Source organism: Haloactinopolyspora alba (genome assembly GCF_003014555.1).
GTDB lineage: Bacteria > Actinomycetota > Actinomycetes > Jiangellales > Jiangellaceae > Haloactinopolyspora > Haloactinopolyspora alba.
On the sequence record NZ_PYGE01000011.1, the window covers coordinates 128,454 to 152,672 of the forward strand.

General features: G+C 71.6%; 20 protein-coding genes. 11 read left to right on the plus strand and 9 right to left on the minus strand.

The features are described 5' to 3' along the window. Window positions 1-14: 14 nt before the first annotated feature. Window positions 15-2,195, minus strand: a complete 2,181-nt coding sequence (locus CLV30_RS15785) for a glucosidase family protein (protein ID WP_106538175.1) — start codon at window positions 2,193-2,195, stop codon at window positions 15-17. A gap of 339 nt (window positions 2,196-2,534) precedes the next feature. Between CLV30_RS15785 and CLV30_RS15790 the strand changes: the two genes are divergently transcribed. From CLV30_RS15790 to CLV30_RS15800, 3 genes are all read left to right on the plus strand, one after another. Further along, the gene (locus CLV30_RS15790) at window positions 2,535-3,575 is read left to right on the plus strand and encodes a LacI family DNA-binding transcriptional regulator (protein ID WP_240723351.1); all 1,041 of its coding nucleotides are present in this window, start codon (window positions 2,535-2,537) and stop codon (window positions 3,573-3,575) included. Window positions 3,576-3,584: 9 nt separating this feature from the next. After that, a complete protein-coding gene (locus CLV30_RS15795; RefSeq protein ID WP_205740981.1) occupies window positions 3,585-4,367 on the plus strand; it encodes a glycerophosphodiester phosphodiesterase family protein in 783 nt (260 codons plus the stop codon). A gap of 123 nt (window positions 4,368-4,490) precedes the next feature. Continuing rightward, window positions 4,491-4,901 carry a hypothetical protein gene (locus CLV30_RS15800; RefSeq protein ID WP_106538177.1) on the plus strand — a complete coding sequence of 137 codons (411 nt, stop codon included), beginning with the start codon at window positions 4,491-4,493 and terminating at the stop codon, window positions 4,899-4,901. 98 nt (window positions 4,902-4,999) lie between these two features. On the opposite strand, the gene def is transcribed toward CLV30_RS15800, so the two are convergent. Then, window positions 5,000-5,494, minus strand: a complete 495-nt coding sequence (gene def / locus CLV30_RS15805) for a peptide deformylase (protein WP_106538178.1) — start codon at window positions 5,492-5,494, stop codon at window positions 5,000-5,002. A gap of 182 nt (window positions 5,495-5,676) precedes the next feature. Here def and CLV30_RS15810 point away from each other — a divergent pair, with 182 nt between their 5' ends. Continuing rightward, the gene (locus CLV30_RS15810; RefSeq protein WP_165358695.1) at window positions 5,677-7,095 is read left to right on the plus strand and encodes an MFS transporter; all 1,419 of its coding nucleotides are present in this window, start codon (window positions 5,677-5,679) and stop codon (window positions 7,093-7,095) included. A gap of 195 nt (window positions 7,096-7,290) precedes the next feature. After that, window positions 7,291-7,680: an RNA polymerase-binding protein RbpA gene (locus tag CLV30_RS15815; protein ID WP_106538179.1), complete on the plus strand. Its 390-nt coding sequence runs from the start codon at window positions 7,291-7,293 to the stop codon at window positions 7,678-7,680. A 115-nt stretch (window positions 7,681-7,795) separates the two neighbouring features. Here the strand turns inward: CLV30_RS15815 and CLV30_RS15820 are convergent, their stop codons facing one another. The 5 genes from CLV30_RS15820 to solA all read right to left on the minus strand — a co-directional run bounded on the left by CLV30_RS15820 (window position 7,796) and on the right by solA (window position 14,276). Continuing rightward, window positions 7,796-8,314 (minus strand): FxsA family protein, encoded by a 519-nt coding sequence (locus CLV30_RS15820; protein WP_106538180.1) that lies wholly within the window; start codon window positions 8,312-8,314, stop codon window positions 7,796-7,798. Then, window positions 8,311-9,054, minus strand: coding sequence for a polyprenol monophosphomannose synthase (locus CLV30_RS15825; RefSeq protein WP_106538181.1), 744 nt, complete (start codon window positions 9,052-9,054; stop codon window positions 8,311-8,313). Before CLV30_RS15825 ends, CLV30_RS15820 begins: the two co-directional genes overlap by 4 nt. Continuing rightward, window positions 9,051-10,595 carry an apolipoprotein N-acyltransferase gene (gene lnt / locus CLV30_RS15830; RefSeq protein ID WP_106538182.1) on the minus strand — a complete coding sequence of 515 codons (1,545 nt, stop codon included), beginning with the start codon at window positions 10,593-10,595 and terminating at the stop codon, window positions 9,051-9,053. The genes CLV30_RS15825 and lnt overlap by 4 nt, the downstream gene beginning before the upstream one ends. 582 nt (window positions 10,596-11,177) lie before the next feature. Then, window positions 11,178-12,770, minus strand: coding sequence for an amidohydrolase (locus tag CLV30_RS15835; protein WP_106538183.1), 1,593 nt, complete (start codon window positions 12,768-12,770; stop codon window positions 11,178-11,180). A 327-nt stretch (window positions 12,771-13,097) separates the two neighbouring features. Beyond that, window positions 13,098-14,276 (minus strand): N-methyl-L-tryptophan oxidase, encoded by a 1,179-nt coding sequence (gene solA, locus CLV30_RS15840; protein ID WP_106538184.1) that lies wholly within the window; start codon window positions 14,274-14,276, stop codon window positions 13,098-13,100. 203 nt (window positions 14,277-14,479) lie between these two features. On the opposite strand from solA, the gene lat reads away from it, so the two are divergent. Genes lat through CLV30_RS15860 form a run of 4 tightly spaced genes read left to right on the plus strand, consistent with a single transcriptional unit; the run spans window position 14,480 to window position 20,807 of the window. Further along, a complete protein-coding gene (lat, locus tag CLV30_RS15845) occupies window positions 14,480-15,817 on the plus strand; it encodes an L-lysine 6-transaminase (protein ID WP_106538185.1) in 1,338 nt (445 codons plus the stop codon). A 19-nt stretch (window positions 15,818-15,836) separates the two neighbouring features. Then, window positions 15,837-17,390, plus strand: a complete 1,554-nt coding sequence (locus CLV30_RS15850) for an aldehyde dehydrogenase family protein (protein ID WP_205740982.1) — start codon at window positions 15,837-15,839, stop codon at window positions 17,388-17,390. An 11-nt stretch (window positions 17,391-17,401) separates the two neighbouring features. After that, complete coding sequence (locus tag CLV30_RS15855; RefSeq protein ID WP_240723347.1) at window positions 17,402-19,588, plus strand: thiamine pyrophosphate-dependent enzyme; 2,187 nt, start codon at window positions 17,402-17,404, stop codon at window positions 19,586-19,588. Between the two features lies 1 nt (window position 19,589). Beyond that, complete coding sequence (locus tag CLV30_RS15860) at window positions 19,590-20,807, plus strand: acyl-CoA dehydrogenase family protein (protein ID WP_106538187.1); 1,218 nt, start codon at window positions 19,590-19,592, stop codon at window positions 20,805-20,807. Between the two features lie 29 nt (window positions 20,808-20,836). Here the strand turns inward: CLV30_RS15860 and CLV30_RS15865 are convergent, their stop codons facing one another. Together CLV30_RS15865 and CLV30_RS15870 are read right to left on the minus strand one after the other, a co-directional pair. Beyond that, complete coding sequence (locus tag CLV30_RS15865; RefSeq protein WP_106538234.1) at window positions 20,837-21,274, minus strand: Lrp/AsnC family transcriptional regulator; 438 nt, start codon at window positions 21,272-21,274, stop codon at window positions 20,837-20,839. 154 nt (window positions 21,275-21,428) lie between these two features. Further along, on the minus strand, window positions 21,429-22,025 hold the full coding sequence (locus tag CLV30_RS15870) for a TetR/AcrR family transcriptional regulator (RefSeq protein ID WP_205740983.1): 597 nt from the start codon (window positions 22,023-22,025) through the stop codon (window positions 21,429-21,431). A gap of 82 nt (window positions 22,026-22,107) precedes the next feature. Here CLV30_RS15870 and CLV30_RS15875 point away from each other — a divergent pair, with 82 nt between their 5' ends. Both CLV30_RS15875 and CLV30_RS15880 read left to right on the plus strand, forming a co-directional pair. Further along, window positions 22,108-22,740, plus strand: a complete 633-nt coding sequence (locus CLV30_RS15875; protein ID WP_106538188.1) for an NAD(P)-dependent oxidoreductase — start codon at window positions 22,108-22,110, stop codon at window positions 22,738-22,740. Between the two features lie 55 nt (window positions 22,741-22,795). Then, a complete protein-coding gene (locus CLV30_RS15880) occupies window positions 22,796-24,154 on the plus strand; it encodes an FAD-binding oxidoreductase (RefSeq protein ID WP_106538189.1) in 1,359 nt (452 codons plus the stop codon). Window positions 24,155-24,219: the final 65 nt, after the last annotated feature.

The window sequence follows — 24,219 nt, forward strand, 5'->3', positions numbered from 1 at the left end:
CGTCGGGGCGGGCGTTACGTTCCTGTCAGCAGGCTGCCGACGGTGCGTTCCGGTTCCGGGGGCGGCTCGATCACAGTTCCGGCCGCCTGAGGCACGCCGTCGACAAGCAACGTGCCAGGATCGAGCCCGGGCACGTACGTCAGCTCGTACGGCCTCGACCGCCACACGAAGCGGGCGGACATCGTCGTGCCCCGCCAACCAGCCGGCAGCGACGGCTGCACACGCAGCCCGTCCAGCGTCGGCTGAACACCGAGGAAGCCGGTCAGCACGACCTCGATCAGGGACGGGTCACCGGCCCACGTGCACAGCCACGGCCGCGTACCCGGATGCAGGTACTTCTCGGCGTAGTAGTAAGGGGCGCACGCGGGGTCGAGCTCGTGCAGCCGGGCGGGCAATTGGCCGGCGACCGCGGCAAGGGCGGCATCCGGGTCACCGGCCTCGATCTCAGCCAGCGCGTACAGGTGGGTCAGCTCGGGCCAGCGCGCGAGCAGCCAGGTGGCGGTGCTCTCGACGGGCAGCGAGTCGGTGGAATCCGTGGAGGCGGCGACGTACTCGTGCTCGAAGGCCGTCTCCGGGACGACCGCTAGCCCGTGGCCCAGGCACGCCTCCCGCACGTGATCGAGACCGCGCCGATCCGGCACGATTCCCGCCAGCGCGGCCCAGATCTGCGTCGGCGACCAGAAGTCGTCCGGCGCACCGCCGGTGACGCCGTCGGCGAACAGATGCTCTGCGACGAGACCGGTCGCAGGGTCGTAGAACGCGTTCCGTGTCGCCTCTGCGAGCTCGGCCGCGGCGCCGGCCCACCTGCGCGCAGCCGGCTCGTCGCCGAGGTGCCCGCACACCTGCGACCAGGCCCGCAGGGCGAGCACCGCGGCCGCGGAGATCTGCCCCTGCGCCAGTACTCGCGGGTTCCACGCGTCCGCCCAGCCGCACGGGGGCAGCACCGACCTGACCCGGCTTTCCAGCAGGTCCGTGGCCGCACGCTCGACACGTTCGGCCATCCGGCGCGACACCGGGTCGAACGTGCTCTCGACCTTCTCGTCCAGCAGGCGCACATCACCGGTCCATGACAGGTAGCGTCGAATCGCGAGCAGCAGATGCGCATCGGTGTAGCGCCCGACATACCGCGACCATCCGCTCGCCGGCCGCGGCGCCGCCTCGATCCATCCGTCGTCACGTTGCAGCTCCGCATAGGCGAGCAGCTCCGAGCGCACGCTCGCCCCCTCGCCGGCCGCCAGAGCGGGCAGGTGCATCTGGTAGCTCTGGTGCAGGTGTGACGCCTGTGCGTACCCGCGGTCTCGTCGCCCGTGCACGAAGATCTCGCGCCCTCCGGTGGTGGTCGAGCGCGAGAACAGGCTGTTGTGCACGCTGTGGCGAGTCTGGCGGCTGATGTCCGGGTCCGCTACGTCGACCGAGAGCCGTCCGGCGACCCGTTCCCAGTGGGCCAGCTCGGTTTCGCCCGGCATCGAGGGCACCAGATCGGGTGCGGGCCCCACACCCAGCGCGATCCGCACCTCGGTGCCGGTCACGGCCGCCAGCTCCAGCTGGTGTACCGCGTCCGGCGGGTAGTGCCGGCTCGCAAGCATGGTCGTGCCGCACAACCGCTGCTCGCGTTCCGGTCCGTCCCACCCGAGCACGGCCAGCCCCGCCGCCGGCTCGTCGACCGCGGCCGGCGGGTCGGGGATGCTGGAGTTGTTCCGCTCGATCTCCCGGTCCTGCTCGAAATCCGCCGGCCGCAGGAACAGCCCGCGTCGCGTGCCCGGAACCCAGCGCACGTACGGCGTGACCGCCACGCTACTCGTCAGCCGCAGCACGACGACGACCACCGCGGCCTCGGGCGCGACGCGCGTGTGCACCGCCCATCCGTGCCCCTCGAGCACGCTCTCGCCCGGCCGGGCGATCAAGGCGAGCGCATCGTCGCTCGTGCTCCGCCCATCGACCCGGAAACCGACCTCGACGTCGAACCGCCCCGCGAGGCCGATCGGCAACAGCGACAGTCCGCGGTCGGTCACATCCGCCACCAGCCGGCGTCCCTGCAGCAGCACCGGCATGCAGGCCTTGTCCGCCGACCGACGCTGCCGCCAGCCACCGGCCGCGTCGTCGTAGGTCGCTCGCTGTCGGTTCGTCGTCGTGTCCTGCGCGGCCAGCCGTTCGACCAGGTCCGACCAGAACGAGTTCTCAGCCCAACGACCCATCGGACTCCCTCAACACCGAACCGTGCTCTGATATCGATTTCGGACAGATTAGGACCGTCGATGTCCGCGGTCAACCAACGAACCACGCTTCGAGCAGGAAGGTTGGCAGGAGTCATGTATATTCGAATAAATCGATTACAGTCGCGGACGGCTCACTCAGGAGGTGCTGTGGACCTGTACCGCCCCGAGGTCGCCGAAGATCGCTACGCTGTGGGTGGCCGGCGGCCACCAGCACCGTCGTCGCCGCCCGGCGCCTCCGAAGATGGCTCCCTACGACGTCTCCGTGCCGGTTGATCAGCCACGACGCCGAACGCTGCAGAGGGTGACCCAGTGACCACGATGAAGGATGTCGCACTCCGCGCCGGCGTCTCCACGGCCACGGTCTCACGTGTGATCTCCGGCACCGCCGGAGTGACCGAAGACGTCAAACAGCGGGTCGAGGCGGCGATCGGAGCCACGGGGTACCGCCCCAACCGGCTGGCACGCGGGCTGCGTCGGCAGTCCTCGATGGTGTGGGGCCTACTGATCTCCGACATCCGCAACCCGTTCTTCACCGACACCGTGCGCGCGGTGGAGGACGTCGCTCACGCGTACGGCTACTCGCTGGTGCTGTGCAACTCCGACGAGGACCTGGACAAGGAACGTCACTACATCGACGTCCTCACCGCCGAACGCGTCGCCGGGTTGCTACTCACGCCCGAGCACGAAGACCGGACCAGCGTCGCCGCCGCGGTCGAGGCCGGCGTGCCGGTGGTGGCCGTCGATCGGCGGTTGCGGACCTCGACAGTGGACACGGTCCTGGTGGACAACCAGCACGGCGCCCGGCAAGCCACCAGACACCTGGCCGAGCAGGGCGCCCGCCGCATCGCCGTACTCCTCGGAGACGAGCGCGTCACCCCGCACCGGGAGCGGCTGAAAGGGTACGAGTCCGCGCTGAAGAGCGCCGGGCTGCCGGTCGACGAGGAACTGATCCTGCGAGCCGGCACGCACAGCGCCGGGGCCGCGGAGTCCCTGCGCGCGGCCATGCTCGGCACCGACCCGCCGGATGCATTGTTCATCAGCAACAACCAGCTGACCAGCCGGGCGCTGCCCGTCCTCGACGGGCTCGGCGTCCGTGTGCCCGACGACCTGCTCGTGGCGTGTTTCGACGATCTACCGTTGGCGCCCTTCGTCGGCGGCGGCCTGACCGTCGTGGAGCAGCCGACGTACGATCTCGGACGGCGCGCAGCGGAACTGCTCATCGATCAACTCGAGGCCACCGCCGGGATCGCGCGCGAGGTGCTCATGGCTCCGCAGCTGATCGTGCGGGGATCGTCTCGCCGTGCACGGTCGGCCCGAGACCGGGCCTCCGGGGCGTCGCCGGACCGGGCGGCGCCGTAGCCTGGGCGGGTGTCGTCCCGGCCGGTTCACCCGTACCTCGACCACCCCGGCCCGCTGGCCATGGCGCACCGCGGCTTCTCGACCGATGGGCTGGAGAACAGCATGGCGGCCTTCGCCGCTGCCGTCGACCTGGGGTACTCCTACGTCGAGACGGACGTGCGTGCCACCTCCGACGGCGTCGGACTCGCGTTCCACGACGCGACGCTGGACCGCGTCACGGACCGGTCCGGAAACGTCGAAGGGCAGCCGTGGAGCCGGGTGCGCGGCGCGCTGATCGGCGGCCGCGAGCCGATCCCGACGGTCGAGGAGCTGCTCGGCACCTGGCCGTCGCTGCGGGTGAACATCGACGTCAAGTCGCAGGCGGCCGTGGCGCCGCTCGCGACGGCCGTCGAGCGCACCCGAGCCCACGAGCGGGTGTGCGTGGCGTCGTTCTCCGACGTGCGCCGGCGCGCGCTGCTGCGGCGGCTGTCCGCGCCGGTCGCCACCTCGCCGGGCATGGGCGCCGTCGCGCTGTTCCGCGTCGCGGCGGCGCTGCGGGCGTCCGCCGCGGCACGTGCCTGCCTGCGCACCGTCGACTGCCTGCAGGTTCCCGAGCGGTTCCGCAGCGTCGACGTGGTGAACGCCGGCACGGTCGCGCTGGCGCACGCCGCGGGGCGGCAGGTGCACGTGTGGACCGTCAACGACGCCGCACGGATTCACCGGCTGCTGGACACCGGTGTCGACGGCATCATCACCGACCGTGCCGACGTGCTGCGAGAGGTGCTGCTCGGGCGCGGCGCGTGGCCCGGCTGAAACCCTCCGGCCGACGCGGTTCGGCCGACGCGGTCCAGGGGCGCGCGAGCCCGCGGTTCATACCACGGACCGCCTGTGGATCGCACCTGGTGATCCACAGGACCGCTCGCCCACGCTCACCACATGACGATCACATTCCGCCTCGACGACGAGGCCGCGGTCCACGCCAACCTCGAGATCCTCGCCGAACACGGCGAGCTGCCACCGGACTCCCTGCTCGTGCTGCTCGGCGACGCCGACTCCAGGGTGATCATGGCCGTGGCGGTCGACGACCTGCCCGCCGACCCGCCGCAGGACGAACGGGTCCGCATTCTCGCGCCGTTCCTGCGCCGGCTGCGAGAGGACATCGACGTCGACGGCGTCGCGCTGGTCATCGCCCGCCGCGGCACCACCCAGGTCGGCGGTGGTGACCTCGGCTGGTACGACGCGTTCACCGGATGCGCCGGAACCGCCCGGCTGAGCTGCCACGGCGTCTACCTCGCCACGCCTTCAGGCGTCCGGCACGTCCGCCCGGGCAGCAGTGAGGCGGCCTGACGTGCCCGCCCGCCGCACAGGCGCGGCAGCCACCCCACGGGTTCGCCGGTCCAGCCGCCCGCCCGTGCATCCGGCCCGCACGTGCGTACACCGTCCGGTCAGGTCGAGAACCAGGCGCTGCGCCGGATCTCGCGCATCGCGCCGCGCCGCGTCGACGGCTCCAGACGGTGCACGTAGACGATGCCGTCCAGGTGGTCCACCTCGTGCTGGATACACCGCGCCAGCTCGTTCTCGCCTTCCAGGCGCACCGGCTCACCGTCCGCGTCGAACCCTTCGGCCACCGCGAACGCCGCGCGGTTCGTCGGGTACCACAGTCCGGGCACCGACAGGCATCCCTCCTCCCCGGACTGCTCGCCTTCGGTGGCCACCACCACGGGGTTGAACAGCACGCCGCGCTTTCCCTCGAGACCGTACGAGAACGCGCGCACCGGCACGCCGATCTGCGGCGCGGCCACTCCGGCGCGTCCCGGCTGGTCCAGGGTGTCCAGAAGGTCCTGCGCCAGCGCCCGGGCCTGCGCGTCGAACTCCTTGACCGGGTCGGCCACCGTGCGCAGCACCGGGTCCCCGTACAGCCGGATCTCGCGAACCGCCACCGTCGTCTCTCCTCCGTGTCGTCGTCACCACCGCCATCCGGCACCGTCCCCCCGCGGTGGCCGGATTCATCGGCTCGAGTGAGGGTAATGTGCCCGGGCACCATGCCACCACTCACGTCACCACTCACCGCTGCTCGGCGGCGCGTCACCGTCGTGTCACCCGGAGCCGGTACGGTCCGCGCGTGACCGACACCCTGGCACCGCCCGGACCGCTCGCCGACCCCGCAGCACGCGCCCGGGAGCACCGCAGCTGGTACTTCTACGACTGGGCCAACTCGGCGTTCGTCACCACCACGGCGACCGTCCTGTTCGGGCCGTACCTGACGGCGGTCGCCGAGACCGCGGCCTGCGGCGAGGCCGGCACTCCGCAGGACCCTTGTCACGCCGACCTGTCGGTGCTGGGCGTCCCGATCGCGGCGGGCTCGGTCGCCGCGTACGCCGTGACCGCCGCGACCCTGCTGTCGGCGCTGTTGCTGCCACTGGTCGGCGCCCTCGCCGATCGCACCTCGCGCAAGCGGCACATGCTGGCCGGGTTCGCCTGGACCGGCGCGGCGGCCGCGGCGTCGATGTTCTTCGTGACCGGCGCCAACTGGGCGCTCGGGGTCGGGCTGCTCGTGGTCGCGTCGGTCTGTCTCGGCTCGTCGCTGGTCGTGTACGACGCCGTGCTGGTCCAGATCGCGCACGAGGACGAGCGCGACCGCGTCTCCAGCCGTGGCTGGGCATTCGGGTACCTCGGCGGAGGCATCCTGCTGGCCGCGAACCTCGCGCTGGTCACGCTCGAGCCGTTCGGCCTCGAACGCGCGGACACCGTACGCGTCAGCCTGCTGTCCGCGGGCGTGTGGTGGGCGTTGTGGACCTTTGTCCCGTTCCGCGGCCTGCGCGACCGGCCGGTCACCGCGGCGGTGCCCGTCGACGGCGGACACGGACCCGCGGGCCTGGCCAGGCAGGCGTTCAGCCAGCTGACCACGACGCTGCGGCACGCCCGCGGCTATCCGCAGACCCTGCTGTTCCTGGTCGCGTACCTGCTGTACAACGACGGCGTCCAGACGGTCGTCTACGCCGCCTCGATCTACGGCAACCGCGAGCTGGGCCTCGCCGAGGACGTGCTCATCGTGGCGATTCTCATGGTGCAGTTCATCGCTTTCGGCGGCGCACTGTTGTTCGGCCGCCTCGCCGAGCGGTTCGGCAGCAAGGTCATGGTGTTGTTCAGCCTGGTGGTGTGGACCTTCGTCGTCTCCTGCGGGTACTTCCTGCCCACCGGCGAGATCGTTCCGTTTCTCGCGCTCGCCGTGGGCATCGGCGTCGTCCTCGGCGGCAGCCAGGCGCTGTCGCGCTCGCTGTTCAGCCTGCTGGTGCCGCGGGGCAACGAAGCCGAGTACTTCAGCCTCTACCAGGCCGCGGAGCGCGGGACGAGCTGGTTCGGCACTCTGGCCTTCGGCGTCGCCTACCAGCTGACCGACTCCTACCGCTCGGCGATCCTGGTGCTCATCGTGTTTTTCGTCGCCGGTTTCGCCCTCCTGGCCAGAGTCGACCTCCGGCGTGGGATCATGGCGGCAGGCAACGAACTGCCTACCGTGCTCCGCGGCCGAGTGTCCTCCTGAGGCGGCGCCCGGCCGGCGATGCCCGGACCGAGTGAGCAACATCACCCGGTTCGGATTGCATTATCACAGCGAACACGGAACATTACTCTCGGCCCGTCCGTTGTCATCGTGTCGTTGTGTTCTGGGTACGGGGCACGACGTGGCCATGACCGTCGTCTCGTCCCAGGGGCTGGTTGCCCCGGAAGGGTTTCACACATGTCCGAGCGTTCCACCCTGCGCGGCTCGCGCCTCGGCGCTCCGAGCTACGAGGACGAGCGCGGCGTCGAGTTCGCCGAGCGCCAGTCCGTGGGGTACAGCTGCACGGCCGGCCACCGGTTCGAGGTGACTTTCTCGACCGAGGCCGAGGTGCCCGCGCTGTGGGACTGCCCGCGTTGCGGCGCCGAGTCGCTGCGTGTCGCCTCCGACCGCCCGGACGACGCTCCGCTGAAGCCGGCGCGTACACACTGGGACATGCTGCTCGAGCGCCGCTCGGTCGACGAGCTCGAAGCGTTGCTGGACGAGCGGCTCGAACTGCTCCGTTCCGGTCTCATCCCCGGCGCCGCGCACCTGGCGGACCGTTCCGGCGGACGGAAGAAGTCCGCCTGACCGACTCGAGGTCTCGGCCGGCGACACCCGGCCACCACACCCGAGTGCCGCACCCGTCGACGGGAGTCGGGTGCGGCACTCGTCTGTGCGGCGCACACCCCCGCATGGATGCGGTCTACGAGCGGCCGTCCGAGGCGTCCGGGTCGTCGACGACCTCGCCCTCGATGACCACCGGGCCCTGCTGAGGACCGCGCTGGCCCCGGCCGGCGGCGCCCGGCCGGGCGCCGCCGGCCGGGAACGTCCGGAACGCCGCGGCAGACAGCCGCCGCCCGGTGCTGCGCCGCACCGGCGGGATCAGCAGGACCACGGCGAACAGATCGGTGACGAACCCCGGCAACGTCAGCAGCACACCCGCCAGCACACGCACGCCGGTGTCGGCCATGCGTGCCGTGGAGCCCGCGCCCTCGTCGGCGCCGTCCGTCGCGGCCTCGGCCGCCGCCTGACGTAACGACGTCCAGGCGCGGAACCCCTCGAACCGCAACAGGGCGAAGCCCACGACGCTGGTGGACAACAACAGCAGCAGCGTCCAGCCGAAGCCGATCCAGCCGCTGACGAGGACGAACACGACGATCTCGGCGACGGCGGCCAGGAACGGCCCGAAGCCGCGCAGCCCGCGGCCGGTGGTGCCGCTCATCGTGCTCGCCTGCCCGTCAGCGACCTGAGCTGGCGCATCCGGTGCGCGGCGCCCCAGTGGGTGATGCGCCACAGCGCCTCGCGCATGACCGCGCCGTCCATCTTCGACTCTCCCTGCTCCCGTTCGACGAACGTGATGGGAACCTCGACCACCCGCAGGCCGGCGCGGACCGCCCGCCACGCGAGGTCGACTTGGAAGCAGTACCCTTGCGACGCCACCTTGTCAAGGCCCAGCTCCCGCAACGCCGTGGCACGGAACGCGCGGTAACCGCCGGTGGCGTCTCGCAGGTTGGTGCCCAGTGCCAAGCGTACGTACAGGTTGCCGGCTTTCGACAGCACCTCGCGCCGCAGCGGCCAGTTGACGACCCGCCCGCCCGGGACGTAGCGCGACCCGAGCACCAGGTCGGAGTTGTCCAAGGCGTGCAGCAGATCGGGAAGCTGCTCCGGCTGGTGCGAGCCGTCCGCATCCATCTCGACCAGGACGTCGTAACCGCGCTCGAGCCCCCACCGGAAACCCGCCACGTACGCGGCGCCCAGGCCTTGTTTGCCCTGCCGGTGCAGAACGTGCACGTTCTCGTCCAGCTCGGCCATCTCGTCGGCGATCGCACCGGTACCGTCCGGGGAGGCGTCGTCGGCGACGAGCACGTGCGCCTCCGGCACGACGGTACGCACGCGCCCGATCGCCTTCGCGATGGTCAGCGCCTCGTTGTACGTCGGGACGACGACCAGGACGGCACTCATCGCGCACTCACTTCCGCCATCTCCGGGGCCTCGGGCTCGGCGCCGTCCTCGCCGCCGCGGGAGTTGCGCCGGGAGCTCACCAGGGCGAATCCCAGGACGCCGGCGCCGATCGCGGTCAGCACCCACTCCGGCCACGCGCCGATGGTGGTGGCCAGTGTCGTCTCGTCGACCAGCGGCACCTCGGTGACCATGACGTCTCGGGTGAACAGCTCCGCGCGGTCGCGGACCTCACCGTCCGGGGCGACGATCGCGCTGACACCGGCCAGCGCGGACACGATGACGGTACGCCCGTGCTCGAACGCGCGGACCTGCGACTGCGCCAGCTGCTGTTCGGTCATCTCGGAGTAGCCGAACGTGGCGTTGTTGGTCTGTACGGTCAGGAACTGCCCGCCCTCGCGCACCGCGTCCCGCACGACCCCGTCGAAGGCGACCTCGAAGCAGATGACGTTGCCGATGGTCACCGGCCCGACCTCGAAGGTGCCGACCTCGTGGCCGGGCAGATGGTCGCGCGGCTGGCTCTTCACCGCGTCGGTGATGCGCTCGGCGATGCTCCGGAACGGGATGTACTCGCCGAACGGCATCGGGTGCCGCTTCACGTAGGTGTCGCCGGGGCCGGTCTCGGGGTCCCACAGGATCGAGGTGTTCTTGACGTTCTGCTGGTCCTCGGTGGGCACGATCGCGCTGACCAGCACCGGCGTGTCGACCGCCTGGACGGCGCCGTCGATGGCCTCGTACGTCTGGGCGTCGTGGAACGGGCTGATGTCCGAGGAGTTCTCGGGCCAGATGACGACGTCGGGACGCTCTACCCGCCCGGCGTCGATGTCGGCGGCGAGTTGCTCGGTCGCCTCGACGTGGTTCCCGGTGATCACGCGTGCCCGGTTGTTGTAGTCCAGGCCGGGCGCCGGGACGTTGCCCTGGACGACAGCGACGGTGGTCGACTCTCCGTTGCCCTCGAGCGGTTGCACCAGCAGCGGCGCTGTGAACAGTGCGCCGACGGCGGCGACGGCGCCGACGCGGACCCACATCCGGCGGGTGACGACGACCCACGCCAGCAGCCCGCCGGCGAGTGCGACCACGAACGACAGCCCGGGTGAGCCCGCCAGCGACGCGACGCTCAGCATCGAGCTCTCGGCCTGGGAGAACGCCAGCTTGCCCCAGGTGAAGCCGCCGTACGGGATCCGGCCGCGGACGGCCTCGTCGGCCACCCAGACCGCCGCGGTCCACACCGGCCAGCCGGGAACCCGCTGGACGGCGGTGACCCCGACGGCCAGCGGGATGAAGAACAGTGCCTCGAACACGCCGAGGATCAGCCACGGGATCGGGCCGGTCTCCATGCCGGTCCAGTGCAACATCGGCACGAAGAAGCCCAGCCCGAACAGGAACCCGAGCAGGGCCGAGCGTTTCAACGTCTGTTCGCGGACCAGCAGCGCGAACGCCGCCACGACCGGTGCGGCCAGGAACCACAGGTCGAACGGCGGGAACGCGGTGATCAGCGCGGCACCGAGGACCGCCGCCCCGATACCGCGCGCTAGGTGACTCACGTGTGGAACTCCGTCCGACTCCCGATGACGCGGCCGCTGACCGGCTCACACCCTGCCCTCACCCGCCTGTCGGCGAGTGGCTCGCCCGAGCGTGGAACCTCAAGTGTGACGCCGATCGGATGACCGTACAACGTCGGCCCCGGCGCTGGAGTGCCCGTGATGTCGCGATTGGCCGGGAAGCGTCCGAGGGACGCAGCCCGGCCGCCCTTCGGACCGGTCCGCGGGCGCCGCTGGATGCGACTCGCGGACCGTTGTCTACTGGGCGGGCCGGGCCCGACCTCGTCTCACCCCGTGCCGCAGCGGGTGGCGCGCAGGCGAGGCGCGCGAGCGTGGGCCTGGCTCACGAAGGATGCCCGGCTTCCCGTCGGGAAACCGCCCCTCGACCCCGGTCGCAGCACCCACCCAGGTCACCGACCCGAGCGGTTCGTCCGCTGGTGGACTATCGCGACTTTGCTGCACGGACACCGAGAGTGTCAAGCTGCGCGGCGACCTGCGGAGACTCGATATCTTTGCAGGTCAACGTGGCCTTTCTTGCTCAGAATCGATCATGAAACGGTGTCGTTCGTCGGCGTGTCGCTCCCCTCACTCGACCCAAACCGTACGTCCCCGGACGACGGTCCAGCGGCACCGCGGCAGCGGCACCCCCGGCGAGAGGTCCGGCAGGCCCGGAACGCCCGACCGCGGGTCCGTCGACCACGCCGCGATCCGCTCGTCCGCCGCCTGGACCACCAGCTCCCCCGGCACCTCCCAGACCGCGAACGACGCCAGCATGCCGGGAGCCAGCACGCCGGCGTTCTCGATCCGTGCCGCACGCCAGCCGCCGCGGGTCGCGGCGGAGAAGGCTCCGCGCGCGCTGATGCGGTGCTCGCGGACGTGGTGCTGGGCCGCCGCACGAACCGTCTCCCAGCCGGCCAGCGGCGTCACCGGAGAGTCGGATCCGAACGCCAGCAGCACTCCGGCCCTGGCCATGCTCGCGAACGGGTTGAGCGTTCCTGCCCGCTGCGCATCGAGCCGTTGCGCGTACATGCCATCAGGCCCGCCCCACGCCGCGTCGAAACCCGGCTGCACGCTCGCGGCGATGCCCAGGCGCGCCATCTCCGCCACCAGGTCCGGGTCCGGCATCTCCACGTGTTCGAGCCGGTGGCGGCAGGCCACCACCTCCGCCAGGCCGCACTGGCGGACCGCCTCGGCCACGGCCGTCACGCCGGTGCGGACCGCCTCGTCGCCGATGCAGTGGAACCCGGCCTGCAGGCCCGCCCGCGTGCACGCCACCACGTGCGCGGTCGCCTCCTCGACGTCGAGGTACAGCCGCCCGTACTCGCCGGGGGCGTCCGCGTAGTCGCCGGACAGCCGCGCGCTGCGCGAACCGAGCGATCCGTCGATGTTCAGGTCGCCCCCGGCGCCGGCCGCGCCGAACTCGCGGGCGCGTTCGACCTCGTGCAGTCCTCCCCAGTACCCGATGACGTCCGGCACGTCCGGCTCACGGCCGAGCGCCAGCACCTCGGCGAAGTCGTCGGACTCGCTGATGTGCGGCGCACCCATCTCGTGCACTGCGCCGATCCCCCGGCTGGCGGCGTCGCGCAGCGCCTCCCTGCGCAGCGCACGCAGTCGCGTCCGGTCAAGAGAGCCGCGAGCCGCGTGCCGGGCCCGGTGGTGCGCGTCGCGGCGGACGGTGCCGTCGTCGTAGCCGTCGGCCGACTCGATGGTCCGGTCGGCCCGCAACACCGCCGACGACACCACCGCCGTGTGCACGTCCCGGCGCGCGAGGTACACCGGCGCTCCCCCGCCGGCGCGGTCGAGCTCGGCGCGGGTGGGAGCGCGCCGCTCCGGCCAGTCGCCCTCGTCCCAGCCGAATCCCAGCACCGCCTCGCCCGGGCGGCGGCGCGCGTGCTCGGCGACCCGGTCGAGCGCCTCGGGCACGCTCGCGACGGTCGTCAGATCGACCCCGTCACGGGCCAGGCCGGTCTCGGTGAGGTGCACGTGCGCGTCCACGAACGCCGGCGCGACCAGGGCGTCCTCCAGGTCCACGACGTCGGTCGCGTCGTCGGCGTGCACGTCGGCCGCGCCCTCGGGGCCCACCCAGGCGATGCGGTCGTCCACCACGAGCATCGCGGTGGCGAACGGGTCGGCAGGGCTGTAGATGCGGCCGTTGCGGTAGAGCGTGCTCGTGGTCATCGGGGGCATTCTCCACGAGAACCCCCGGTGTCGCGCCCACGGCGTCCGCCCGCGTCGCCGCGCCCGCCATACTGATCTCCGAACCGTCACCTGATCACTGAATCGTCACCTGATCGTCCGAGCACTGCCGATCAGGTGATCAGCGCAGGTGCTGTGCCGGTATCGGCGTCACCTGATCATGTCCACGGACCGGACGCGAAACGATCAGGTGACACAGTGACGGGAATCCGCTCCGGAACGTCACCTGATCATCCCGGCCCGCGTCACCGGGCATCGGCCCGTCCGTCCCGACAACCCGCGTCAAACCACCGCGTCAAACCAACCGCGTCAACCGAAGCCGAAGCGGCTCAGCGCGAACGGGGTGAGGTCCAGGGTGGCCGCGCCGGTGGTGGCCAGCTCCGCGGTCGCCTCCCCGACGGCGGCGGAGTGCTTGAACCCGTGCCCCGAGCACGGCGCGGCGATCACCACGTTCCGGTGCTCCGGGTGGTGGTCCACCACGAACCCGAAGTCCGGCGTCACGGTGTACAGGCACGACGCGCTGCGCACCACTCCGGGGCCGAGCGCGGGGATGCGCCCGCGAACGCAGCGTTCGTACACCTCGGCCGTCTCGGCGTCGTCGACGGTACGCCGGACCGTGCCCGGGCCGGTCGCGTCAGCGTAGCGCTCGGTGCCGATCTTGACGCCGCCGGACGGGCCCTCGACCGCCGGGAACCCGTAGCACACGTCGTCCTCGCCGGAGCCGAACTGCCAGATGAACACCGGGCACCCGGCGGGATCGAACGCCGCGGCGTCGCCGTCCAGCCGGAACCAGGTCTGCAGCTGGCGGTAGACGGTGAACAGCCGCGCGAGTTCGGGCTCGAGCAGTTCCGGCAGCCACGACCCGGCGGCCAGCACGGCGACGTCCGCGCCGTACTCGCCCTGGTCGGTGCGTATCCGCACACCGTCGCCGTCCGGCACCACGTCGTGCACCACCTCGTCACGCCGCAGCTGCGCGCCGTGCCGGACGGCCAGCTCCAGCTGGACCCGGACCGCCTCCTCGGCCAGCACGAGGCCGGCTCCCGGCTCGTGGTAGCCGACGTGCTCGGCACCGGTGCGGAACTGGCCGAACTCGCGCCGCAGCTCGTCCGGGCCGAGGACGCGGTGATCGATGCGGTGGCGCTGCGCCACCGCGATGGTGGAGGCGGCGAAGTCGTCGGCGCCGTGCATCGCCGCCGCGCCGGACGCGGGGCTGATGAGCAGCCCTCCGGTCGCGTGGAACAGCCGGGTACCGGACTCCTCCTCGAGCTCGCGCCACACCTCGTGGCTGCGGCGCACGAACGGCACGTAGGCCGCGCCCTCGCCCACGGCCTCGCGGGTGATGCGCGTCTCGCCGTGCGAGGACCCGTGCGAGTGCGGCGGCGCGTAGCGGTCGACGCCCAGCACCCGCACCCCGGAAGCCGCCAGCCGGCGGGTGGTGGCGCTGCCGACCGCACCGAGCCCGACGACGATCACCTCGTAGCGCTCCATCCCGCGAGGTTAACCCGCCCCCGGACGGGCGGCGAGGACCGTACGGGACGCGTCGAAGTTCTTTACCCGTTCGTTGGTGTTTCCGCCATGTTGTCCCTCTGTCGGGACCTGCTACCGTAAGACTTACCGTTCATTGCAGAACCGCGGGGAGATCTTCCCGCCGCAGTCGCACCCGTCCGCGCCGGCCGAGGAGGCTCGTCGACATGGCTGAACAGCTCAGCATCCCGGCGGAGGAGGTCCACACCGTCCTCGCCAAGCACCTGCTCACCGACGGGTTCAAGCTCGTCCTCGACCCGGTGGCCAGCAACGGCAGCTGGCTCGTCGACGCCCGCGACGGCCGCCGGTACCTCGACATGTACACGTTCTTCGCCTCCGCGCCGCTGGGCTGCAACCCGCCCGGCATCGTGCAGGACCCCGCGTTCATGGAGCTGCTCGCCTCGGTCGCCGCGAACAAGCCGGCCAACTCCGACGTCTACTCGGCGCATCTCGCCGAGTTCAGCGAGACCTTCATGCGGGTGCTCGGCGACCCGAAACTGCCGCACCTGTTCTTCGTCGAGGGCGGGGCGCTCGCCGTCGAGAACGCGCTCAAGGCGGCCTTCGACTGGAAGAGCCGGCACAACGAGGCGGCCGGGCGCGACCCCGAACTGGGCACCCGGGTGCTGCACCTGACCCGCGCCTTCCACGGCCGCAGCGGCTACACCATGTCGCTGACCAACACCGAGCCGGGCAAGACGGCACGGTTCCCGAAGTTCGACTGGCCGCGCATCGACGTCCCTGCCATCACGTTCCCGCTCGACGAGCACATGGACGAGGTCGTCGCCGCCGAGCAGCGCGCGCTGGAGCAGGCCCGCCGGGCCTTCGCCGAGCACCCGCACGACATCGCCGCGTTCATCGCCGAGCCGATCCAGGGCGAGGGCGGCGACAACCACATGCGCCCGGAGTTCCTGCAGGCCATGCAGGAGCTCACGCACCAGCACGACGCGCTGTTCGTGCTCGACGAGGTTCAGACCGGCGCCGGGCTCACCGGCACCCCGTGGGCCTACCAGCAGCTCGGCCTCTCCCCCGACATCGTCGCCTTCGCCAAGAAGCTCCAGGTCGGCGGCATCATGGCCGGCGGGCGCATCGACGAGGTTCCGGACAACGTGTTCGCGGTGTCGAGCAGGATCAACTCCACCTGGGGCGGCGGGCTGGTGGACATGGTCCGCTCGCGGCGCCTGCTCGAGATCGTCGAGGCCGAAGGGCTGATCGAGGCGGCCGCCAGTAAGGGAGAGCGGTTCGTCGCCGGGCTGCGCGCGGTCGCCGACGCGGCCGGCGGCAGTGTCGGCAACGTCCGCGGCCGCGGTCTCATGATCGCCGTCGACCTGCCCGACGCCGCCACCCGCAACGCCGTCATCGCCGACCTGCGCGACAACGAGAGCGTCATCGTCCTGCCCTGTGGTGAGCGCGCCATCCGCTTCCGTCCGACACTGTCGGTGTCCGATGATGAGATCGAGATGGCCGTCGCGGCGTTCGGCCGCGCCGTCAGCCGCCAGACGTCGTGAGAACCGAGGAGTAGTCACCGTGTCCCGTCTCGTCACCTCCGTCGTCGACGGCAAGTCCCTCGACGCCGGGGAGTCGCCCCGACTGCAGTCGCTCAACCCGTCCAACCTTGACGACGTCGTCGCCGAGATCGACCCCGCGCCGCCGCGGGTGTTCACCAGCGCCGCCATCGTCGCCTCCAACGCACAGAAACAGTGGGCCGACGTCCCGTCGCCGGTCCGCGGCCGTGCCATCGCGCACATCGGCCGCGTCGTCGAAGAGAACAAGCAGACCCTCGCCGCCCTGGTCACCCGCGAGATCGGCAAGCCGTACGGCGAGGCCCTCGGCGAGGTCCAGGAGATCGTGGACACCTGCGACTTCTTCCTGGGCGAGGGCCGCCGGCTCTACGGGCAGACCGTGCCCAGCGAGATGCCGGACAAGCAGCTGTTCACGTACCGCAACCCGGTCGGCACGGTCGCGGTCATCACGGCCGGCAACTTCCCGGTCGCGGTGCCGTCCTGGTACATCGTCCCCGCGCTGCTGGCCGGCAACACCGTCGTCTGGAAGCCCGCGGAGTACTCCGCGGCCATCTCGCAGGCGCTGCACGAGCTGTTCGTCCGCGGCGGCGGCCTGCCCGACGGCGTGCTGAACATCGTGCACGCCGACGGCCCGTCCACGTTCGCGGGGCTCGAGGAGTCCCTCGACGGCGGCTACATCGACAAGGTCGGCTTCACCGGCTCCCCCGAGGTGGGCCGCGAGATCGGCGGGCTGACCGGTCGGCACCTGCAGACCGCCTGCCTCGAGCTCGGCGGCAAGAACCCGCTGGTCGTCACACCCAGCGCCGACCTCGACCTCGCCGTCGAGGGTGCGCTGTTCTCCGGCTTCGGCACCGGCGGTCAGCGCTGCACGTCGCTCGGGACGGTCATCGTGCACGAGTCGGTGCACGACGAGTTCATGCGGCGGTTCACGGCGGCCGTCGACGCGGCCGTCGTCGGCGATCCGGCCGGTGACGTGCTCATGGGCCCGCTGCTGGACGCCAAGTTCGCCGAGCGGTTCGAGAAGTTCCTCGGCTGGATCCAGCCGCAGCACACCGTGCACGGGCGCACCGGCCGCATCACCACGGCCAACCCGCGCCCCGGCTTCACCGGCGACGCCGCCGCCGGTCTGTACTACCACCCGGTCATCGTCGACGGCGTCCGCCCGGGCGACGAGATCTTCGACAACGAGACCTTCGGGCCCATCGTCGGGGTGACGACGTACTCCACCCTCGACGACGCCATCGATCTGGCCAACGCCCCCGGATACGGGCTGTCGTGCTCCATCTACACCAACGACGCGCGCGAGGTGTTCACCTACCGCGAGCGCATCGGCGCCGGCATGGTCAGCGTGAACAACTCCACGTCCGGGGCCGAGGCGCACCTGCCGTTCGGCGGCAACGGGAAGTCCGGCAACGGCTCGCGGCTGTCCGGGCTGTGGGTGCTCGACCAGTTCACCCGGTGGCAGTCGATGAACTGGGACTACTCCGGCAAGCTGCAGAAGGCGCAGATGGACGTCACCGAGCTGACGCCCGACACCGGCTTCCGCCTCGAGAGCTGAGGGCTCCGCGAGTGACCCAACCGACCGGCCCGGCCGCACTCGAGAAGGCACTCCTCGACGCGATCGGCGCTCTCGACACGGCACCCGTGCGCGCCGACGTCGAGGCCGGCCAGCAGTCCCCGCTGCCCGGCGAGACGCTGTGGCGGATCTTCGACGCACAGGTCACCAGCCGGCACCTGGACGTCGTCGCGCGCGAGCTGCAGGCGGCCGGGCGCGGCTTCTACACGATCGGCTCAGCCGGGCACGAGAGCAATGCCGCCGTCGCCGCGGCGCTGCGGCCCACCGACCCGGCGCTGCTGCACTACCGCTCCGGTGGCTTCTACGTGGCGCGGGCCGGGCAGGTCGACGGGTCGACACCGGTCCGGGACGTGTTGCGCAGCCTCACCGGCGCGGCCGACGAGCCCATCGCCGGCGGGCGGCACAAGGTGTTCGGGCACCCGGCGCTGTCGGTCATCCCGCAGACGTCCACCATCGCCTCGCACCTGCCGCGCGCGGTCGGGCTGGCGGTGGCGCTGCACCGTGCGCGCCGGCTGGGCGCCGACGTGCCGTGGCCGGACCCCGACACCCTGGTCGTGTGCTCCTTCGGGGACGCCTCGGCGAACCACTCCACCGCGGCGGGAGCCATCAACACCGCCGTGAACACCGCATTCCGCGGGCTTCCGGTGCCGCTGCTACTCGTGTGCGAGGACAACGGCCTGGGCATCTCGGTGCCCACCCCGTCCGGGTGGATCGAGACCACGTACGGCTCGCGGCCCGGCCTGGCCTACGTCGCCGCCGACGGCACGGACACCGCCGGCACGTACCGGGCCGCGGCACGAGCCGCCCACCTGGCCCGCACCGAGCAGCGTCCGGTCTTCCTGCACCTGCGTACCGTCCGCTACCTCGGTCACGCCGGCAGCGACGCCGAGATCAGTTACCGCACCACCACCGGCATCACCGACGACTACCGGCACGACCCGATCCTCGGTACCGCGGCCGAGCTCGTCCGGGCCGGCGCCGCCACCGGCGCGCAGACCGTCGAGCGCTACCGGCGGCTGCGCGCCGACGTCGACGCGGCCGTCGACGACCTCGACAGCCGCACGCTCTCCTCGGCCGCCGAGATCGTCGCGCCGCTGTCGCCGCGCACACCGGACCGGGTGGCCGACACCGCCGCGGCGCTGCGTCCCGCCGGCGACCGCGCACCCGCCACCCTCGCCGAGTCGATCAACACCTCGCTCGCCGGGGCGCTGGACACCGACCGTCGCGTCGTCGTGTTCGGTGAGGACGTCGCCCGCAAGGGCGGCGTGTACGGCGTGACGCGCGGGCTGGCACGCCGATTCGGTCAGGCGCGGGTGTTCGACACGTTGCTCGACGAACAGTCGATCCTCGGACTCGGGCTCGGCGCCGGCCTGGCCGGGCTGCTGCCGGTGCCCGAGATCCAGTACCTCGCCTATCTGCACAACGCCGAGGACCAGCTGCGCGGCGAAGCCGCCTCGCTGTCGTTCTTCTCCCGCGCCCAGTACCGCAACCCGCTGGTCGTCCGCGTCGCTGGGCTGGCCTACCAGCGCGGGTTCGGCGGGCACTTTCACAACGACAACGGCGTCGCCGTGCTGCGCGACATCCCCGGTCTGGTGGTGGCGTGCCCCGCTCGGGGTGACGACGCGGCGGCCATGCTGCGGACCTGCCTCGCCGCCGGGTCGGTGGACGGCACCGTCTCGGCGTTCCTCGAGCCCATCGCGCTCTACCACACCCGTGACCTGCACGAGGACGGCGACGGCGGCTGGCTCGCGGCCGACGCGGGCCACCATGTGCCCATCGGCCGCGCCCGCCGCTACGGCGACGGCGCCGACGTCACCGTCGTCACGTTCGGCAACGGCGTGCGGATGAGCCTGCGCGTGGCGCGGCGCCTGGCCGCGCGCGCGGCGGGCCCTGTCGGGGTGCGCGTGCTCGACCTGCGCTGGCTGGCGCCGCTGCCGGTCGAGGACATCCTGCGCGAGGCGAACGCCACCGGCCGCGTCCTCGTGGCCGACGAGACCCGCCATGCCGGCGGCGTCGGCGAGGGCGTGGTCACGGCGCTCGTCGAGGCCGGCTTCGACGGGCCGGTGCGCCGGGTGTCCAGCACCGACAGTTTCGTGCCGTTGGGCACGGCCGCACAGCACGTCCTGCTCAGCGAGCACGAGATCGAGACGGCCGCAGTGCAGCTGGCCGAGAAGGAGTGACATGACCGCAGCACAACCGACCGCCGGCGTCTCGCCGCTGGACCTGCTCGGCGTCGACCATCTGCTCGGTGAGGACGAGCGCGACATCCAGGACACGGTGCGGCGCTTCGTCGACGACCGGGTCCGCCCGCACCTCGCCGACTGGTACGAGTCCGGGCTCGACGGCGGCGCGGCGCGCGAACTGGCCCGCGAGGCCGGCGCGCTCGGGCTGATGGGCATGCACCTCGACGGCTACGGCTGCGCCGGGACGAACGCCGTGTCCTACGGCCTGGCCTGCATGGAGCTCGAGGCGGGCGACTCCGGCGTGCGCAGCCTGGTCTCGGTACAGGGGTCGCTGGCGATGTACGCGATCCGCACGTTCGGCTCCGAGGAACAGAAGCAGCGCTGGCTGCCCGGCATGGCCGAGGGCTCGCTGATCGGCTGCTTCGGGCTGACCGAGCCCGACTTCGGCTCGAACCCCGCGGGGATGCGTACTCGGGCCCGGCGCGACGGCGACGACTGGGTGCTCGACGGCACCAAGATGTGGATCACCAACGGCTCCATCGCCGACGTCGCCGTGGTGTGGGCCCGCATCGAGGACCCTGCCGACGGCGACGGTCAGGGCGCCGTGCGCGGGTTCCTGGTCCCGGCCGGCACCCCCGGGTTCACTGCCGGCGAGGTCACTCGCAAGCTGTCCCTGCGTGCATCGGTGACCAGCGAGCTCGTGCTGGACGGGGTCCGGCTCCCGGCCGACGCCGTGCTGCCGGAGGTGGCCAGTCTGCGCGGTCCGCTGTCGTGCCTGAACGAGGCCCGGTTCGGCATCACGTTCGGCGCGCTCGGGGCGGCGCGCGACTGCCTGCACACCGCCGTCGACTACGCGCGCAGCCGCGAGGTCTTCGACCGGCCGTTGGCGTCGTTCCAGCTCACCCAGGCCAAGCTCGCCGACATGACGCTGGAGCTGCAGAAAGGGTTCCTGCTGGCGATGCACCTCGGCCGGCTGAAGGACGCCGGCGACGTCGAGCCGCGGCAGGTCAGCCTCGGCAAGCTGAACAACGTCCGCGAGGCGCTGGACATCGCCCGCGAGTGCCGCACGATCCTCGGCGCCAGCGGCATCACGCTGGAGTATCCGGCGCTGCGACACGCGAACAACCTCGAGTCGGTGCTGACCTACGAGGGCACGTCCGAGGTGCACCAGCTGGTCGTCGGGCAGGCGCTGACCGGCGAGTCCGCGTTCACCTGAACCGGCTCGCCACCGCGAGCCGGCGATCGTCAGGCCATCGGCCGGTTCTCGTAGGCGGTGGACAGCACGATGGTCGTGCGGGTGGACACGTTCGCCGACGAGCGGATGCGCGCCAGCAGCTGCTCCAGGTCGATCGGTCGCGACACCCGGACCTTGAGGATGTAGTTCTCCTCGCCCGCCACCGAGTAGCAGGCTTCGATCTCGGGGATGCCGGCCAGCCGGTCCGGTGAGTCGTCCGGCTGGCTCGGGTCGATCGGCTTGATGGAGATGAATGCGCTCAGCGGCAGGCCGAGCGCCTCGTGGTCGACCACGGCCGCATAGCCGCGGATCACGCCGCGCTCCTCGAGGCGCCGGACCCGCTGATGCACCGCCGAGGTCGACAGGCCGGTCGCCTTGCCGAGATCGGTGTAGCTCATCCGGCCGTCCTGGGTCAGCAGCGCCACGATCTGTCTGTCGATCTCCTCCACGCGGGTCACTCTAAAGGTTCGAAGGGCCGTCATGGGGGACGTCGGACGCCGGACCGCCGGACGGTGCGATCATGATGGTGTGCGTCACCACCCCTACAGCCCTGGTGACGCGTGCACTCGCCTGGTGATGGCCGCTGCCGGCGACTCGGTCCGCTCAGTCGCCCGCACCGCCCGCGACACCGGCCAGAAGTGTCCCGACCAGCCTCTCGGCCGTGATCGTGTGCTCCGCCGACGGCTCGTCGGCGAAGGCGGCCGTCAGCGCATGGTGCAGGCACGCGCCGAACAGCAGCATCGCCGCCGCCTCGGCGTCGACGTCCGCGTGGACCCTGCCGAGCCGCTGCTCCGCACGCAGGTACGCCGCCAGCTGCCTGTTCGGCGCCCCCGGCCCACCTCCTGTCTGGCGCAGCCCGGCGACGTGCTCGTCCAGCCGGCTGCGCTCGGCGAACAGCCCGGCCATCATCGGGAACCCGTCCGCGTAGAACGCCAGCGCGGCCGTCGCCACCTCGACGAGCGTGTCACGCACGCTCCCCCGGCCCGGGCGGTCGCTCAGCCGGTCCAGCGTGGTGACGAGATCGGGCAGCCTCTCCCGCAGGACACCCTTGAACAAGTCCGCCTTGTCGCTGAAGTGCTTGTACAACGTCGCCTCGGAGAAGCCGGCCTCGCGCGCGATCTCTTTCGTCGTCGCGCCCGCGACACCATCGGTCCGCATGATCCGCGCCGCCGCGTCCAGGATGCGATCTCGCGTCGTCACGTCAGTCCCTTCTTGACAGGTGAGTGAGCACTAACCATACTCGGTGGTTAGTAAACACTCACCCACCTTAGGACGTTCCGTCATGCATATCGCCGTTCTCGGCGCCACCGGCCGCACCGGCCGGCATCTGGTCGATCAGGCACTCGACCGTGGCCACACGATCACCGCCGTGGTCCGCGACCCGGCCAGGCTCCCACGGACCTCGACCGAGCAGCTGAACGTCGCCACCGCCGACGTCATGGACCCGGCGGCCCTCGCAGCGGTCCTGACCGGCCACGACGCTGTCGTCTCCGCGATCGGTCCGGTGGGCCGCGGGCCTTCGTCGGCCTGCACCGACAGTGCCCGCGCCCTCACCGAGGCGATGCCGCGGGCCGCGGTCGGGCGTCTCGTCGTGATCAGTGCCGCCGGCATCACCACCGCCGGCGACGGCCCCTTCACCCGGATCGTCGTCAAACCGCTGCTCAACCGGTTCCTCCGGCACTCGTTCGCCGACATGCGCGGCATGGAGCGCGAGGTCACCGGCAGCGACCTCGACTGGACGATCGTGCGCCCGCCACAGCTCACCGACCGCCCGTTCACCGGCCGTTACCGCCGCTCGGTCGGCAGCAACGTCCGTCGCGGGTTCCGCGTCTGCAGAGCGGACCTGGCGCACGCGGTTCTCGACGCCGCCGACGACAGCGCCCTGACTCGCACGACCCTGTCGGTGGCGGCATAGAGACTGTCCGCACCACCCGGACCTCGGCACCTTCCACCCCACACGGAGACCCGTCATGAACGACATCCAGACCCTTCGCTCAGCACTGCCCGGGCGTGCCTTCTCTCCCGGCGACGACGGTTACGACACACTGCGCCGACCGTGGAACCTCTCCGTCGACCAGTATCCGGCCCTGGTGGTCATGGCCGAGTCCGTCGACGACGTCCGAGCCGCGGTCCAGCTCGCACGACGGCAGGGGCTCGGGCTGGCCGTGCAGTCCTCCGGACACGGGGCCGTGCACCCGTGCGACGGGGGCATCGTCGTCAACGTGTCCCGGTTGGACGGCGTCCGGGTCGACCCCGACGCCGGCGTCGCACGTGTGGGCGCCGGCGCACGGTGGCGCGCGGTCCTCGAGGCCGCCGATCCGCACGGCCTCATCGGGCTGTCCGGCACCGCGACCAACGTCGGTGTCGCCGGGTACACCCTCGGTGGTGGGCTCGGCATCCTGATGCGACGGTTCGGGTTCGCCGCCGACAGCCTGATCGGCGCCGACGTCGTCACCGCCGACGGCGAGACGTTGCGTGCCGACGGCGCGAACCATCCGGACCTGCTGTGGGCACTCAAGGGCGGCAGCGGCAATTTCGGCGTCGTGACCTCTCTCGACGTGCGACTGCACCCGGTCCGCAAGGTCGTCAACGGGATGCTGGCCTACCCGGGCGAGCGCGCCGCCGAGGTGCTGAGCAGCTGGGCGGAATGGACGCGGCAGGTCCCCGACGACGTCACCTCCGCGGCCATGCTCGTCACCGTTCCGCCCGTGCCCGCGGTCCCGGAACCGATCCGCGGCCAGCACCTCGTCATCGTCCGCTCGACCGTCGCGGGCGCGGACACCACCCAGGTCGACCAGCTGCGGGACAAGCTCGGTGCGCCACTCATGGACACCACCACGACGTCCGGCTACCTGCAGGCGGCGATGTCCGGCATGGAGCCGGAGGATCCGTCCACGGCCGCCGGTCGAAGCACCCTGCTCACCGGGCTGTCGGCCGGCACCATCGCGCGCATCACCGAGGCCGCGGGCCCCGGCTCGCCGATCAACCCGCTCGAGATCCGGCATCTCGGTGGCGCCGCCGCCCACGCTCCGGATCAGCCCAGCGCCGTCTCGCACCGCGACGCCGCCTACGTTCTCGCCATGCACGCAGCACCGGCCGACGCCGCCGAGGCCGACGCGACCGTGCGGACCATGGAAGGCGCGCTGAGCAGCATCACCGACGACGCCCACGGCGGCACGTTCATCAACTTCCTGCACCACGGCTCCACCGCCGCCGAGGTCCGCTCCGCCTACGACGCCGCCACCTACCGCCGGCTGACGGAGGTCAAACGGACCTACGACCCGCACAACACGTTTCGCTTCAACCACAACATCGAACCCGCCGAATGAGGTGAACATCGCATCCGGTCACCGCGGCGACCCGATCGGCAGTGCTCTGGGCGTGTCCGGGGTGT

Excerpts from the sequence above, each read along its gene's own strand:
- CLV30_RS15785 (WP_106538175.1), bottom strand. The coding sequence starts at position 2,195 with ATGGGTCGTTGGGCTGAGAACTCGTTCTGGTCGGACCTGGTCGAACGG.
- CLV30_RS15790 (WP_240723351.1), top strand. The coding sequence starts at position 2,535 with ATGAAGGATGTCGCACTCCGCGCCGGCGTCTCCACGGCCACGGTCTCA.
- CLV30_RS15800 (WP_106538177.1), top strand. The coding sequence starts at position 4,491 with ATGACGATCACATTCCGCCTCGACGACGAGGCCGCGGTCCACGCCAAC.
- CLV30_RS15815 (WP_106538179.1), top strand. The coding sequence starts at position 7,291 with ATGTCCGAGCGTTCCACCCTGCGCGGCTCGCGCCTCGGCGCTCCGAGC.
- CLV30_RS15820 (WP_106538180.1), bottom strand. The coding sequence starts at position 8,314 with ATGAGCGGCACCACCGGCCGCGGGCTGCGCGGCTTCGGGCCGTTCCTG.
- CLV30_RS15825 (WP_106538181.1), bottom strand. The coding sequence starts at position 9,054 with ATGAGTGCCGTCCTGGTCGTCGTCCCGACGTACAACGAGGCGCTGACC.
- CLV30_RS15835 (WP_106538183.1), bottom strand. The coding sequence starts at position 12,770 with ATGACCACGAGCACGCTCTACCGCAACGGCCGCATCTACAGCCCTGCC.
- solA (WP_106538184.1), bottom strand. The coding sequence starts at position 14,276 with ATGGAGCGCTACGAGGTGATCGTCGTCGGGCTCGGTGCGGTCGGCAGC.
- lat (WP_106538185.1), top strand. The coding sequence starts at position 14,480 with ATGGCTGAACAGCTCAGCATCCCGGCGGAGGAGGTCCACACCGTCCTC.
- CLV30_RS15860 (WP_106538187.1), top strand. The coding sequence starts at position 19,590 with ATGACCGCAGCACAACCGACCGCCGGCGTCTCGCCGCTGGACCTGCTC.
- CLV30_RS15875 (WP_106538188.1), top strand. The coding sequence starts at position 22,108 with ATGCATATCGCCGTTCTCGGCGCCACCGGCCGCACCGGCCGGCATCTG.
- CLV30_RS15880 (WP_106538189.1), top strand. The coding sequence starts at position 22,796 with ATGAACGACATCCAGACCCTTCGCTCAGCACTGCCCGGGCGTGCCTTC.